Here is a 14448-nt window from a genome sequence, read left to right as displayed (position 1 = left end):
TATGGACCTGCAACACTATCTGGCGCGCCGCCCGCCGGACTACGCCGACACCGCCGCCCTCGGCCACTGCCTGCGGGCGTTGGTCGAAGCCGGGCTGGATCAACTGCCGTTACCGGGCAGCGGCCTTACGCTGGAGCGTTTTCAGCGTCTGGCCGAAGTCGGCGGACACGACCTGGGCTTGTGCAAACTCTACGAAGGCCACACCGACGCACTGGCGATCATCGAGCAGCTGGGGGGTACGCCCACGCCGGGCAGCACTTGGGGCATGTGGGCGGCGGAACCGCCGCAGGCGCGGGTGCACGTGCGACCGGCCGGGCACATGGTGCGTCTCGACGGGCGCAAGGCCTGGTGTTCCGGGGCGGCGGTGCTCAGCCATGCGCTGCTCACCGCGTGGGACGCCGAAGATCGTCAGCAACTGGTGGCGGTGGCGCTTGATCAACCGGGCGTGACCATCACCGATCAGGGCTGGCAAGCGGTCGGCATGGGTGCCACCGGCAGCGTCGAAGTGTTGTTCGACGGCGCCGAAGCCCAGGCCATCGGCGAACCCGGCGACTACCTGAAACGTCCGGGTTTCTGGCAAGGCGGGATCGGCATCGCGGCGTGCTGGTACGGCGCGGCGCGGCAGATCGCCGAGGCACTGCGGCAACACTGCGCGCAACGCCAGGAGCCACACGCCCTCGCCCACCTCGGTGCGGTCGATGCGGCGTTGTACGCAGCGGCGAATGTGCTGCGTTTCAGTGCGCTGCACATCGATGCGCACCCCGAAGCCGATGCCCGACTGTTGGCCCAGCGCGCCCGCGCGGTGGTCGAACAATCCGCTGAGCAGGTGATGCGCGATGTCGGCCGGGCGCTGGGGGCCGGACCATTCTGCAAGGATCGACACTTCGCCCGGTTGAACGCCGATCTGCCGGTGTTCCTGCGTCAGAGCCATGCCGAGCGTGACCTTGCCGCGCTCGGCCAAGCGCTGGCCGAATACCCTGAGGAGGCGTGGACGCTATGAATGTCGCGAACAAACCCGATCCGATCATCGGCCACCAAGGCACGTCCCTGCTGCAATGGCAACATTCCCGGCACCTGGCGGCGCTGGACAGCGTCGATGTCCTCAGTCTGGTGCCACCGGGCGCGCGGGCGGTGATTGTCGCGCCGCACCCGGACGACGAAGTGCTCGGCTGCGGCGGGATGCTGCAGTTGCTGGCCGCCGCCGGGCGTCAGTTGCAGTTGATCTCGGTCACCGATGGCAGCGCCAGTCACCCCGGCTCCGAGCGCTGGCCGGTGGAACGTCTGAGCGTGGTGCGGCCGCAGGAATCGGCCGAAGCCCTGCGCCGTCTCGGCGTTCCTCTGCACCGGATGAAATGGCTGCGCGGCGGTTTCAGCGATAGCCAGGTCGCTGCGGATGAGCCATCGCTGGTTGCGTTCATCGAACGCCACCTGCGCCCCGGCGATGTGGTGTTCAGCACCTGGTGCGAGGACGGTCATTGCGATCACGAAGCCGCCGGCCGTGCCAGTATCGAAGCCGCACGCCGGGTCGGCGCCACCTGCCACGAACTGCCGGTATGGACCTGGCATTGGGCTTCCCCCGAGGACGCCGCGGTGCCGTGGCAGCGCGCACGCAAAATCCTGTTATCACCCGAGCAAGTGGCGCGCAAACGCCACGCAGTGCATGCCTTTGCCAGCCAACTGGAAGGCGACCCGCAAGCCGGGCTGCAACCGGTGCTGGCGCCGTACGTGCTGGATCGGCTGTTGCAACCTTTCGAAGTGGTGTTCCTGTGAGTGTCGATGATCGCTACTTCGAAGGCTTGTTCCGCGCCAGCGATGACCCTTGGGCGTTTCGCGAGCGCTGGTACGAACAACGCAAACGCGCGATCACCCTCGCGGCCCTGCCCCGCGCGCATTATCGGGCGATCTTTGAACCCGGTTGCGCCAATGGCGAATTGAGCGCCGAGCTGGCTGGCCGCTGCGACCGCCTGCTGTGTTGCGACACTGCCAGCGCGGCGGTGAATCTGGCGCGCAGCCGATTGAGCCTGTTCGACCACGCCGAAGTCCGCCAGAGTCGCCTGCCCGGCGACTGGCCGGAAGAAAAATTCGACCTGATTGTATTAAGCGAAATCGGCTACTACCTCGATGCCCAGGATCTGACAGACGTGATCCGGCGCATCAGCGATTCCCTGACCGCAGACGGGCAATTGCTCGCGTGCCACTGGCGCCCGCCCATCGACGGCTGCCCGCTCAATGCCCGCCAGGTGCATGACCTGATTCACGAACAATTGCCGCTGCCGCGTCTGGCGCTGCATCAGGAAGCCGACTTCATCCTTGAGGTCTGGAGCCGCGAGCCGCGCTCGGTGGCCGCACTGGAGGGCCTGCGATGATTGGCATTCTGATTCCCGCGCACAACGAAGAAGACTTGCTCGAGCAGTGCCTGACAGCCGCCCTGCGCGCCAGCAAACACGGACTGCTGGCCGGCGAACCGGTGGAGGTGCTGGTGGTGCTCGACAGTTGTACCGACCGTTCGGCACAGATCGTCAGCGGCTTTCCGGTACTGAGCCTGCACATCGACGCTCGCAACGTTGGCCAAGCCCGTGCCGCCGGCGCGCAGGTTTTGCTGGAGCGTGGTGCACGCTGGATCTCCTGCTCCGACGCCGACAGCCGCGTGGCCGACGACTGGCTGGTGGCGCAGTTGGGCCTGGGCGCCGACGCGGTATGCGGCACGGTAACCGTCGAACACTGGGATCAATCGTTCGACGAAGCCGCGCAAATCCGCTATCACAGCCACTATCAGGCGCGTGACGGGCATCGGCACATTCACGGTGCCAACCTCGGAATCAGCGCAGACGCCTATCGTTGGGCCGGGGGTTTCAAACCGTTGGCCTGCGATGAAGATGTCCAACTGGTGCGGCAACTGGAGCTGTCCGGTGCCGACATCGCCTGGAGTCATCGCCCGCAAGTGCACACCAGCGCCCGTCTGGACAGCCGAGCCCGGGGTGGATTCGGTGATTACTTGCGGAAAATGGTACAGATAGACATAAAAAAAGCGGATCAGATTGATCTGTGACGCGACGAATCAACTTTCATGAGCAATACTCTGCTGCGCGGCAATCCAGGGTTCGGAGCGACGCACGGCAATTCATCCGCCTTCACGGGTCGCGCGCACCTGGTTTTCCACGGTGTCTGCACGACTGAGGGCCAGAGACAACAAGGACGTAATACCCATGAAACCGTTATTCCTCAGCGAACACTCGCTGCCGGCGCAGATATGGAACAGCGCCCCGCAGCTGGACAACATTCCCGTCATCAACACCCACAGCCTCGTTCCCCCCGGTGCCCGTGCCGTCGTGGTCGCCCCGCATCCGGGTGATGAAGTGGTGACCTGTGGCGGTCTCCTGCAACTGCTTTCCAGCCTCGGTCATCCGCTGCAACTGCTGTCGATCACCGACGGCAGCGCCAGCCATCCGGGTTCACGACAATGGTCGGAAAAACGCCTGAGCGTATTCCGTCCCCAGGAAAGCGTCGAAGCCCTGCGCCGGCTCGGCCTGCCGATGCACAGTCTGAAATGGGTACGCGGCGGGTTTACCGACAACGCGCTGCTCGACTGCGAGGCTGACATCACCCACTTCATCGCGCGCTACCTGCGCCCCGGCGACGTGGTGTTCAGCACCTGGCGCAACGACAGCAACGACGACCATGAAGCGGTCGGCCGTGCCAGTGCCCAGGCGGCTGCGCAAGTCGGCGCGACCTTCCATGACGTGCCGGTCTGGGCCTGGCACTGGCCGGAACGCGAGCAGAACCTGATTCCCTGGGAACGTGCGCGCAAACTGCGACTCGACACCTGGACCGTGGCGCGCAAAAGTCACGCCACCCACGCCTATGCCAGCCAGCTCAAGGGCGAACCGGCGATCGGCATTGCGCCGATGCTGCCGCGGGTGATCCTCGAGCGCATGCGCTTGCCGTACGAAATCGTGCTCATCTGAAACACGTTTCCCCTGTGGGAGCGGGCTTGCTCGCGAAGAGGCCAGTACTGCCGGCGCCTATTCCTTTGGCACCACATTATCCAGTGCCTGATTCACCGCCAGCTCCCCCAGCATCACCACCTGCGCGATGCCCAACACCGTATGACGGCCCGGCCCTTCGAGCGTGCCGGCGAAATCACCGAGCATCACCGTGGCCGAGGCCAGGGACTCGCAGGCGTTGGCCAGCAGCGATTCGGTATCGGTTTGCGGGTTGACCAGGAACATGCTGCTGGGGGTGTACGGCGTTGCCATGATGTGCGCGGGCGCGAGGTAGTGGTCGAGGGCGCGTTCGGCAGCTTCGTGGAGTTTTCTGGAGTTGAGGGATTCGTAGGGTGATACCGGGTCTGTAGCGGGTGGATTGGGGGTGGTTTCGGGCATCATCAGTTGGAACTCCGATCGAGGCACTTTGAAAAAATGAGTCTCTGTAGGAGCTGCCGCAGGCTGCGATCTTTTGATGTTGCTTTTAAAAAAACAAGATCAAAAGATCGCAGCCTGCGGCAGCTCCTACAGGGGGGCCGGTCAGTTAGTTCAGCACGCGGCGGCTGTCCAGTACCCGGTTGACCATCAGTTCACTGAGCATGATCACCTGATGCAGCATCAGCATGGCCCGGCGCTGTGGGTGGTCGGCGACGTCGCTGATGTCCCGGGCCATGTCGCTGGCGGCGGCTAATGATTCGCAGGCTTCGACGAGCAAGGTTTCCTCGTCCACGGTGGGGTCGATGAGGAAGATTCTGCTGGGTTTGCGTGACGAGGCTGAAGGGATCGAGATCTTCAGGGCGCCGGAGTTGAGGTAGAAGTTGATGGCGCGGTCGGTTGCCGCTTTTATCTTCTGCGGGTCGAGGGCCGGGTCGTACGGGATTGAGGCGTCCGGGGGATTGGGCGTGGCTTTGAACATGGATGAAACTCCGTATCGAGAAATAGGAGCCATCACCCTCGCTACCAAACGATGGGTGGCGGCCATGCGCGGGTTGGTAGACCGGTCGATACGGAACCCGGCGCTCACGAATGAGCCCCACGCATGTCCACCATAAAACTGAGCCCCAAAAAGAGGCTACATAAGGTGACGCCATACGACCGTACCGAAATGGGCTACCAAACCCGATCACTGTTTTCCAGTGACAGGGAAACGATAAGCCCAACGCATAGCCGTGTAAGCCGGCGGATTCTGGCGTACGCGTAGGTAACGGCGCAAGGCGTTGTAGCCGGTATGGCGTAACGGTTCGTGTACTTTAAACGTGGTTGCGCGGTTATGTTTATGTGCGGGGTTTGCTCTGTTGTTTTGATTTTGTCTGGCAGGCCGCTTTCGCGAGCAGGCTCGCTCCCACAGTTGGAATGCTTGCATTCAGTGGGAGGTTGGTCGGCTTGTGAGCCGTCATCGCTGGCAAGCCAGCTCCCACAATTTGACCGAGTGCATTCAGTCAGAGATTGGTCGATCGGCAGGCCGCTTTCGCAAGCAGGCTCGCTGCCACCGGTTTTCTGGCGGCTCGGGTGATTTGTGTTACGGCCTGAGGCATCTGGAAGGAACTGCCCGCGCACAGACCAGTCGCATGAACAGGAAGCCGTTTTTTCAGAGGAGTGAACGTGTCCAGCGATCCCGAGCGTCACGCCGTCGACGCCCCCGTCATTCATCGCCTGCGCGTGCTGACGGTCAATACCCACAAGGGCTTCACCGCCCTCAATCGGCGCTTCATCTTGCCGGAACTGCGCGAAGCGGTGCGCAGCACCTCGGCCGATCTGGTGTTTCTCCAGGAGGTCGTGGGCGAACACGAGCGCCATTCCAACCGTTACAACGAATGGCCACAAACCTCGCAATACGAATTTCTTGCCGACAGCATGTGGAGCGATTTTGCCTACGGACGCAACGCGGTGTACCCCGATGGCCATCACGGCAATGCCCTGCTGTCAAAATACCCGATCCGCGAATACCGCAACCTCGACGTGTCGATCACCGGCCCCGAGCGCAGAGGCCTGCTGCACTGCGTGCTGGACGTACCGGGCCACGCCGAAGTCCACGCCATCTGCGTGCACCTGAGTCTGCTGGAAAGCCATCGCCAGTTGCAGTTGCAACTGCTTTGCCAGTTGCTCGAATCCTTGCCCGAGGACGCGCCGGTGATCATTGCCGGCGACTTCAACGACTGGCAATTGCAAGGCAATGTCGCCCTCGCCCGCCGCGATTACCTGCACGAAGCGTTCGAACGCCACCATGGCCGTCCGGCCAAGACCTATCCAGCGCGTTTTCCACTGTTGCGCCTGGACCGCATCTACCTGCGCAATGCCAGCAGCCACGACCCGCAGATCCTCGGCAACAAACCGTGGACGCATTTGTCGGACCACTTGCCACTGGCGGTGGAAGTGCACCTGTAATCCTGCTGCGGCAGCGATCCCCGGATCACCGAAAACGCCTGTGGGAGCAGGCTTGCCCGCGATGACGGCGGATCAGGCAACAGAGATGTTGAATGTTCCGACCTCTTCGCGGACAAGCCCGCTCTCACAGGGTTAGCGGTGGCTGGACTAGCCCTCCGGCTTGAGAATCAACACCGCCAGCGGCGGCAGATTCAGTTCCAGCGACAGCGACTGCCCATGGCTCGGCACCTCTTCGGTAAACGCCCCGCCGCCATTGCCATAGTTGGAACCGGCGTAGGTGTCGGCATCGCTGTTGAGCAGTTCATTCCAGCGTCCGGCAAACGGCACGCCGACGCGGTACGACTGACGCGGCACCGGGGTGAAGTTGGCGACCACCAGCACCGGTTTGCCGTCTTTGCTCCAGCGCAGCCACGCGTACACGCTGTTGATCGCGTCATCACCGATCAACCACTGGAAGCCCTGCGGCGCGTCGTCCTGATCGTGCAGCGCCGGTTCTTCGCGATACAGGCGATTGAGGTCGCCGACCAGTTTCTGCACGCCTTTGTGTTCCGAGTATTGCAGCAGGTACCAGTCCAGTTGCTGATCATGGTTCCACTCGCGCCACTGGCCAAATTCGCAGCCCATGAACAACAGCTTCTTGCCCGGGTGAGTCCACATGAAACTCAGATAGGCGCGCAGGTTGGCAAATTTCTGCCAGCGATCGCCGGGCATCTTGTCGATCAACGAGTGCTTGCCATGCACCACTTCGTCGTGGGAAATCGGCAGGATGAAGCGCTCGGACCAGGCGTAGACCAGACCGAAACTCAGTTCGTTGTGATGGTGCGCGCGGTACACCGGGTCTTGCTGAATGTAGTGCAGCGAATCGTGCATCCAGCCCATGTTCCATTTGTAAGCGAAACCGAGGCCACCCTGCTGGGTGCTCTGGCTGACGCCCGGCCAGGCGGTAGACTCTTCGGCGATCACCAGCGCCCCCGGGGCTTCCAGCTCGACCACGTCGTTCAAGTGCCGGAGGAAATCGATCGCCTCAAGGTTCTCGCGCCCGCCGTGGCGGTTCGGAATCCACTCGCCGGCCTTGCGCGAATAATCGCGATAAAGCATCGAGGCCACCGCATCGACGCGCAGGCCATCCACGTGAAAGTGCTTCAACCAGTGCAGGGCCGATGCCAGCATATAGCCGTGTACTTCGGTGCGCCCCAGGTTGTAGATCAGCGTGTCCCAGTCCTGATGGAAGCCTTCCAGCGGGTTGCCATATTCGTACAACGCCGTGCCGTCGAACTGCGCCAGACCATGGGTATCGGTAGGAAAATGCGCCGGTACCCAGTCGAGAATCACCCCGATTCCGGCCTGGTGACAGGCGTTGACGAACTCGCCGAACTGCTCGGGTGTGCCATATCGCGCGCTCGGGGCGAATTGCGAGAGCAGTTGATAGCCCCACGAACCGCCAAACGGGTGCTCCATGATCGGCATCAGTTCGATGTGGGTGAAGCCCAGTTCCTTGACATAAGGAATCAGCCGCTCGGCCAGCTCCGGCCAGGTGTACTGTCGGGCGACTTCGCCCAGATCGTCCAGTTCACACTGCCACGATCCGGCGTGCAGCTCATAGATCGACAGCGGCTGCGAATGCTGTTGCCGTTCGCGACGACCGCTCATCCATTCCTGATCCTGCCAGTCGACTTGCAACGGCGCGGCGACTTTCGAGGCGGTGTCCGGCGGCAGGCTGGTGGCCAGCGCCATCGGGTCAGCCTTCAGCGGCAGAATGCCGTGGGCGCCGAGGATCTCGTATTTGTACAACTCCCCCGCCTGCAGGCGCGGAATGAACAACTCCCAGACCCCGGATGGATGGCGCAGGCGCATCGGATGGCGACGCCCGTCCCACACGTTGAAATCGCCGACCACCGAGACGCGCCGGGCGTTCGGCGCCCACACGGCGAAACGCACGCCGTCAACGCCATCGACGGTTTGCAGCTGGGCGCCGAGGCAACTGCTCAGATCGCGGTGATTGCCTTCGGCGAACAGATACAAATCCATTTCGCCGAGCAACTGACCAAAGCTATAGGGATCTTCCGCCACTTGCTCGCCGCCGGCCCAGCGCGTGCGCAGCAGATAGGGCCGGGCCTGGGCGAAGTGCCCGACAAACAGCCCCGGGGTTTCCGTGGCGGTCAGTTCGCCACGTTCTTCACCGCTGTCCTTGTCCAGCACTTCAACTTTCAACGCACCCGGCAAATAGGCGCGGATGAACTGCCCGCCGGCACCATCACCGTGCGGGCCGAGAATGGAAAACGGGTCGCGATGTTCCGCACGTACCAACGCGTCGATGTCTTGCGCCGTCGGCAATAACGCTTCTTTAGCGTGACCCTGTTCCTTGTTCGAGACACTCATGACTACTCTCCACCAAGATCGGAAAAGGGTTTAAGCCCCGTCAATAACCCATACAAACCGTGCAACGGCACGGGCAGCCACGTGGGGCGATTTTCGGCTTCATAGGCCACTTCATAGGCCGCCTTCTCCAGGCCGAACAGCGCCAGCGCTGCGTCGGCACCCGCAGGATCCTGCCAGGCATGATCAAGACTAGCCGCCGCTTGGCGATATGCCTGAACAAATGCCTCGCGCGCCTCACGCAGGTAGCGCTCGGCGACCCGATGCCGGGCCGCTTCCGACTCTGCACTGTGATCGACGTTATGCACGTTGATGGTCATGGCCGCCGCGTAATCGAAGGATCGCAGCACGCCGCTGACGTCCTTGTACGGACTGTGTTTGCCGCGCCGCTCGTGCAGCGGCCGCGCCGGTTCACCTTCGAAGTCGATCAGATAGGCATCGCCCTTGATCACCAGCACTTGGCCCAGGTGCAAGTCGCCATGCACACGAATACGCAAGCCGCCCACGGCTTTTTGCGCGAGTTCCTGCACATGGCCAAGGATGATTTTTTTGTTGTCCAGCAGCCGCGCGACCATTTTCTGATCCGCCGCGCTCAGATGACTTTGATGTTGCTTGAGCAGCTTCAGCGCATGCTCGACCTGCGCCGCAACGTCCTTGCCGGTGGCTTGGGCGTCCTTGGCGCTGGTGATTTGCGGGGCGAAATCGGGATTGTCGCTCGGCGCCGCCAGCACTTGATGCATCTCGCCCAGACGCTGGCCGAGCATGCCGGCAAAGTCCTTGAGCTCGCCGAGGGCGTTGTAATGCTGTTCCTGCTCGGACATGGCGTCGGCCAGTTCATCGCGCAGCGCCCGTTCGAGGTTGTTCTGCGTCCATTCCCAGGCATCACCCTGATTGCTCAGATAGCCTTGGGCGATCATCAGCAGATTGTCTTCGCCCTGGGCATCACGACGAATCACCGAACCCAACAGCGGCGAGATGTTCTCGAACCCGGCCTCGGTCAGGTAGGCGCTCATTTCCAGTTCCGGGTGCACCCCCGAGGCGACTTTGCGGATCAGTTTCAGCACCAGGCTGTTGCCGATCACCACCGAACTGTTCGACTGCTCAGCCGACAGATAACGCACCTCGGATTCAGCGCCGAGGCCAAGTTTTTCCAGCTGCGCAGTCGGTGCGAAACGGATCTCGCCCTGCTCGGAGTTGAGCACGGTGCTGCTCTGCATGCCGTGCAGCACGGCGTGCACAAACGTTTCGAGGCTGAACGCATCAGTGATCAGGCCCACCTGACGTCCGCGGCGTACCCGGGACAAGGCCAATTGCTGCGGCAGCGCCGCCCCGACCTGATCTTCCGAGATAAACCCGAACGGCAGTTGATAGCGGCTGGTCTGCCCGGCGCTGGTGACTTCGATCTCACTGAGCAGCACCGGATGCTGGGCATCGCCGAAGCGCACGCCGTAGGCCAGATTGACCTGCTCGATGGCCGCGTCCTTGCCGGCGAACCAGCGGCGGTTCTGCAGCCAGCTCGGCAAGATGCTCTGCTCCAGGGTGTTGCGGGTGGGCGCTTCAAGCAGTTCTTCCATGCGTTTTTTCAGCACCAGCGTGGTGAAGTCCGGCAGGCTCTGCGCCGGTTCCACGTGCCAGCTCGGCATCTGGTTTTCCGCCGCGAGGGCAAACCAATAGAAGCCGTACGGCGCCAGGGTCAGCAGGAAGTTCAACTGACCGATGGGCGGGAACGCGTTACCGCCAAGCATCTCCACCGGGACCATGCCCACATACGCAGACAGATCCAGCTCCGCCGCTTGCGCGCTGCGCGAGACGTTGGCCACGCAGAGAATGATTTCGTGCTTGCCGTCAGCGTCGGTGAACTCGCGGGTGTAGGCCAGGATGCGCCGGTTGCTCGGCGAGAGCATCTTCAGCGTGCCGCGCCCGAAAGCCTTCGACTGCTTGCGCACGGCGAGCATGCGTCGCGTCCAATTGAGCAGCGAATGCGGGTCGCCGGCCTGGGTTTCGACGTTGACCGACAGGTAACCGTATTGCGGGTCCATGATCGGTGGCAGCACCAGGCTTGCCGGGTCGGCCCGGGAAAAACCGCCGTTGCGGTCGATCGACCATTGCATCGGCGTGCGCACGCCGTCGCGGTCGCCGAGGTAGATGTTGTCGCCCATGCCGATTTCGTCGCCGTAATACAGGGTTGGCGTGCCCGGCATCGACAACAGCAGGCTATTGAGCAGTTCTACGCGGCGGCGGTCTCGCTCCATCAACGGCGCCAGACGTCGACGAATGCCGAGGTTGATCCGCGCGCGACGGTCAGCGGCGTAGTAGTTCCACAGGTAGTCGCGCTCCTTGTCGGTGACCATCTCCAGCGTCAGCTCATCGTGGTTGCGCAGGAAGATTGCCCACTGGCAATTGGCAGGAATCTCCGGGGTTTGCCGCAGAATGTCGGTGATCGGGAAGCGATCTTCCTGGGCCAGCGCCATGTACATGCGCGGCATCAGCGGGAAGTGAAAGGCCATGTGGCATTCGTCACCGTTGACGCCTTCGGCATCGGTGTCGCCGAAGTACAGCTGAGTGTCTTCCGGCCATTGGTTGGCCTCGGCCAGCAGCATGCGGTCAGGGTAATTGGCGTCGATCTCGGCACGGATCTGCTTGAGGACGTCGTGGGTCTCGGGCAGGTTTTCGTTATTGGTGCCGTCGCGCTCGATCAGGTACGGAATGGCGTCGAGACGCAGACCGTCGATGCCCATGTCCAGCCAGTAGCGCATCACCGACAGCACGGCTTTCATCACTTGCGGATTGTCGAAATTCAGATCGGGCTGGTGCGAATAAAAGCGGTGCCAGAAGTATTGGCCGGCGACCGGGTCCCAGGTCCAGTTGGACTTTTCAGTGTCGAGAAAGATGATCCGGGTGCCGTCGTACTTCTGATCGTCATCCGACCACACATAGAAGTCCCGCGCCGCCGAGCCGGGTTTGGCCTTGCGCGCCCGCTGGAACCACGGGTGCTGATCGGAGGTGTGGTTGATGACCAGCTCGGTGATCACCCGCAAGCCACGTTTGTGCGCCTCGGCGATGAAGCGCTTGGCATCGGCCATGGTCCCGTAGTCGCTGTGCACGCCGCGGTATTCGGCGATGTCGTAACCGTCATCGCGGCGTGGCGACGGGTAGAACGGCAACAGCCAGATGGTGTTGACGCCGAGTTCGGCGATGTAGTCGAGTTTGGCGATCAGGCCGGGAAAGTCGCCGATCCCGTCATTGTTGGAGTCGAAAAACGATTTGACGTGAACTTGATAGATCACCGCATCCTTGTACCAGAGCGGGTCTTTGATGAAGGTGGCTGCCTTGGGTTTCTTCGCCATGTGAAACTCCTGAAAAATTCGTCTCTGCACATAATGTGATCGTGCTGATACTTCTGTAGGAGCTGCCGAAGGCTGCGATCTTTTGATCTTGCTTCTAAAAAATCAAAGGCAAAAGATCGCAGCCTTCGGCAGCTCCTACACGGGTCGGTGTCTGTCTTACGCGGCAGTAATCCGCCATATCCCGAACGGCTGGTACGCCGGGTCTATGCGCATGAACTGATACTTGCCGTGCCAGTCCCAGCGATGCCCGTTCATCAAGTCTTCACCGTGGGTGGTTGCGTCGTCGGGCAGGCCCATCTCCCACAGCGGCAATTCGAAATTGGCTTCCTGCACGTTGTGCGGATCGAGGCTCACCGCCACCAGAATGAAATTGCTGCCGTCGAAGCTGCGCTTGCCGAAGTACAGAATGTTGTCGTTCCAGGCGTTGTAGATTTTCAGGCCCAGGTGCGTGTGCAGCGCCGGGTTCTGCCGGCGGATGCGATTGAGCTGGGCAATTTCGGCAATGATGTTGCCCGGCGCATTGAAGTCGCGGACGCGGATCTCGTACTTCTCCGAATCAAGGTATTCCTCCTTGCCCGGCACCGGTGCCGATTCGCACAGTTCATAACCGGAATACATGCCCCACAGGCCCGAACCCATGGTCGCCAGCGCCGCGCGAATCAAAAAGCCCGGACGCCCCGACTCATGCAGGAACGCCGGGTTGATGTCCGGCGTATTGACGAAGAAGTTCGGCCGATAGCATTCACGCCATGGCGACTGGTTGAGCTCAGTGAAGTAGGTCGCCAGCTCCGACTTGGTGTTACGCCAGGTGAAATAGGTGTAGCTCTGGCTGTAACCGACCTTGCCCAGCCGCGCCATCATTGCCGGCGTGGTGAACGCCTCGGCGAGGAAGATCACTTCCGGGTGCAGTGCCCGCACATCGGCAATCAGCCATTGCCAGAACGGCAGCGGCTTGGTGTGCGGATTGTCGACGCGAAAGATCTTCACGCCTTCGTTGACCCAGCCGACCACGATATCGCGCAGCTCGACCCACAGACTGGGGATCGCGTCCGGCGCATAGAAGTCGACGTTGACGATGTCCTGGTATTTCTTCGGCGGGTTCTCCGCGTACTTGATCGTGCCGTCCGGGCGCCAGTTGAACCAGCCCGGATGCTGCTTGAGCCACGGGTGATCCTGGGAACACTGAATGGCAAAATCGAGGGCGATTTCCAGACCATGCTCAGCGGCAGCGGCCACCAGTCGGCGGAAGTCTTCGCGAGTACCGAGCTGCGAGTGAATCGCTTCGTGACCACCCTCCTCGCTTCCGATCGCATACGGGCTACCGGGATCATCGGGACCTGCGGTGAGGGAATTGTTGCGGCCCTTGCGGTGGGCGCGGCCGATGGGGTGAATCGGCGTGAAATACAACACGTCAAACCCCATGTCCTGAATCATCGGCAGACGCGCGTGCACGTCGTTGAACGTGCCGTGACGGTTGGGATCGTCGGTGATCGAGCGCGGAAACAGCTCGTACCAACTGGCAAACTCGGCCAGTTCCCGTTCCACGTCCACCGGGAATTCGGCACTCAGGCTCAGATAGGCGCGGTGATCGGCCTGCGCCATCAACTGCGCACTGCGCGAGTGCAGAAACAACGCCACCTGCTCGGTTTCGAGCAGGCCGGACAATTCATGGTGCAGTGCGGCGAGTTGTTCGCTGAGCTGACCGTCGCTGCGCTCGGCGGCCTGCTGCACCATGGTGCGGCCTTCCTGCAGTTCGAGCGACACCGGGACGGCGGCGTTGTGCTTTTTCTCCAGTTCGTACTGGAAACTGGCGAAGTGATCGATCCACGCTTCGATGCAATACAGGTAGCGACCCTGGCGTTCGGGACGAAACTGCCCCTGCCAACTGTTGTTGCCCAGCTCGTTCATCACTTCGCTGTGCCAGCTCTCTTCGCCCTCCGCGCGCCAACGGATGCGCACCGCCAGCTTGTCGTGGCCGTCGGCAAAGACCTTGCTGGTGACGATCACGTCACGCTCGACGATCGACTTGACGGCAAACTGTCCGCCATCCAGGGTCGGCATGGTGTTTTCGATCACGATGCGCGGCAGCAGTAACGCCTGCGACAGCGGCATATGCGGGTTATAGCTCTGCTCTGAAGGTTTTTCAGCGGACATCGAGCCTCTCTCCTTTACGCCCCAAGGACGCTCTTGTGCCGGATCCGTGTCCACAAGGAGGCACCGGCCCCGACATGAACTCACTTAGGTTCCGAGCGACCGGCGCGGGGAAAAGTTCACAGGGATTTGCCTGGGCAAAAAAGCGGATCGAATTCGCCAGCAGGTGGTCAATCCACTTAAGCACTTCTCACGCCATGTGCCAC

Annotated in this window: 11 protein-coding genes; 6 read left to right on the top strand and 5 right to left on the bottom strand. The window is 62.0% G+C overall.

Annotated features, from left to right (window positions below; genetic code table 11):
- Nucleotide 1 precedes the first annotated feature (1 nt).
- The 5 genes from AC193Q_RS05435 to AC193Q_RS05415 all read left to right on the top strand — a co-directional run bounded on the left by AC193Q_RS05435 (nt 2) and on the right by AC193Q_RS05415 (nt 3965).
- Nucleotides 2–1000, top strand: a complete 999-nt coding sequence (locus tag AC193Q_RS05435; RefSeq protein WP_121185286.1) for an acyl-CoA dehydrogenase family protein — start codon at nt 2–4, stop codon at nt 998–1000.
- Nucleotides 997–1770, top strand: coding sequence for a PIG-L family deacetylase (locus AC193Q_RS05430; RefSeq protein ID WP_121185284.1), 774 nt, complete (start codon nt 997–999; stop codon nt 1768–1770). The genes AC193Q_RS05435 and AC193Q_RS05430 overlap by 4 nt, the downstream gene beginning before the upstream one ends.
- Nucleotides 1767–2366 carry an SAM-dependent methyltransferase gene (locus tag AC193Q_RS05425; protein WP_047294179.1) on the top strand — a complete coding sequence of 200 codons (600 nt, stop codon included), beginning with the start codon at nt 1767–1769 and terminating at the stop codon, nt 2364–2366. Before AC193Q_RS05430 ends, AC193Q_RS05425 begins: the two co-directional genes overlap by 4 nt.
- Nucleotides 2363–3049: a glycosyltransferase family 2 protein gene (locus AC193Q_RS05420; RefSeq protein ID WP_041067035.1), complete on the top strand. Its 687-nt coding sequence runs from the start codon at nt 2363–2365 to the stop codon at nt 3047–3049. The genes AC193Q_RS05425 and AC193Q_RS05420 overlap by 4 nt, the downstream gene beginning before the upstream one ends.
- Before the next feature lie 157 nt (nt 3050–3206).
- On the top strand, nt 3207–3965 hold the full coding sequence (locus AC193Q_RS05415; protein WP_047294177.1) for a PIG-L deacetylase family protein: 759 nt from the start codon (nt 3207–3209) through the stop codon (nt 3963–3965).
- Nucleotides 3966–4022: 57 nt separating this feature from the next.
- On the opposite strand, the gene AC193Q_RS05410 is transcribed toward AC193Q_RS05415, so the two are convergent.
- Nucleotides 4023–4382: a DUF6124 family protein gene (locus AC193Q_RS05410; protein ID WP_121187749.1), complete on the bottom strand. Its 360-nt coding sequence runs from the start codon at nt 4380–4382 to the stop codon at nt 4023–4025.
- Between the two features lie 145 nt (nt 4383–4527).
- The gene (locus AC193Q_RS05405) at nt 4528–4899 is read right to left on the bottom strand and encodes a DUF6124 family protein (protein ID WP_483879265.1); all 372 of its coding nucleotides are present in this window, start codon (nt 4897–4899) and stop codon (nt 4528–4530) included.
- Nucleotides 4900–5585: 686 nt separating this feature from the next.
- Here AC193Q_RS05405 and AC193Q_RS05400 point away from each other — a divergent pair.
- Nucleotides 5586–6368 carry an endonuclease/exonuclease/phosphatase family protein gene (locus AC193Q_RS05400; protein WP_095669223.1) on the top strand — a complete coding sequence of 261 codons (783 nt, stop codon included), beginning with the start codon at nt 5586–5588 and terminating at the stop codon, nt 6366–6368.
- A gap of 147 nt (nt 6369–6515) precedes the next feature.
- On the opposite strand, the gene glgB is transcribed toward AC193Q_RS05400, so the two are convergent.
- The 3 genes from glgB to AC193Q_RS05385 all read right to left on the bottom strand — a co-directional run bounded on the left by glgB (nt 6516) and on the right by AC193Q_RS05385 (nt 14245).
- Nucleotides 6516–8747: a 1,4-alpha-glucan branching protein GlgB gene (gene glgB, locus AC193Q_RS05395; RefSeq protein WP_121185278.1), complete on the bottom strand. Its 2232-nt coding sequence runs from the start codon at nt 8745–8747 to the stop codon at nt 6516–6518.
- A 2-nt stretch (nt 8748–8749) separates the two neighbouring features.
- On the bottom strand, nt 8750–12091 hold the full coding sequence (gene treS, locus AC193Q_RS05390; RefSeq protein WP_121185276.1) for a maltose alpha-D-glucosyltransferase: 3342 nt from the start codon (nt 12089–12091) through the stop codon (nt 8750–8752).
- Nucleotides 12092–12247: 156 nt separating this feature from the next.
- A complete protein-coding gene (locus AC193Q_RS05385) occupies nt 12248–14245 on the bottom strand; it encodes an alpha-1,4-glucan--maltose-1-phosphate maltosyltransferase (protein ID WP_121185274.1) in 1998 nt (665 codons plus the stop codon).
- Nucleotides 14246–14448: the final 203 nt, after the last annotated feature.

The sequence above is a fragment of the Pseudomonas sp. F2 genome, from assembly GCF_057174385.1.
This window is presented reverse-complemented; position numbering and strand designations above follow the sequence as displayed.

Bases quoted from the DNA above. Each gene is read 5' to 3' on its own strand.
- AC193Q_RS05435 (WP_121185286.1), top strand. From the start codon at position 2: ATGGACCTGCAACACTATCTGGCGCGCCGCCCGCCGGACTACGCCGAC.
- AC193Q_RS05430 (WP_121185284.1), top strand. From the start codon at position 997: ATGAATGTCGCGAACAAACCCGATCCGATCATCGGCCACCAAGGCACG.
- AC193Q_RS05420 (WP_041067035.1), top strand. From the start codon at position 2,363: ATGATTGGCATTCTGATTCCCGCGCACAACGAAGAAGACTTGCTCGAG.
- AC193Q_RS05415 (WP_047294177.1), top strand. From the start codon at position 3,207: ATGAAACCGTTATTCCTCAGCGAACACTCGCTGCCGGCGCAGATATGG.
- AC193Q_RS05410 (WP_121187749.1), bottom strand. From the start codon at position 4,382: ATGCCCGAAACCACCCCCAATCCACCCGCTACAGACCCGGTATCACCC.
- AC193Q_RS05405 (WP_483879265.1), bottom strand. From the start codon at position 4,899: ATGTTCAAAGCCACGCCCAATCCCCCGGACGCCTCAATCCCGTACGAC.
- glgB (WP_121185278.1), bottom strand. From the start codon at position 8,747: ATGAGTGTCTCGAACAAGGAACAGGGTCACGCTAAAGAAGCGTTATTG.
- treS (WP_121185276.1), bottom strand. From the start codon at position 12,091: ATGGCGAAGAAACCCAAGGCAGCCACCTTCATCAAAGACCCGCTCTGG.
- AC193Q_RS05385 (WP_121185274.1), bottom strand. From the start codon at position 14,245: ATGTCCGCTGAAAAACCTTCAGAGCAGAGCTATAACCCGCATATGCCG.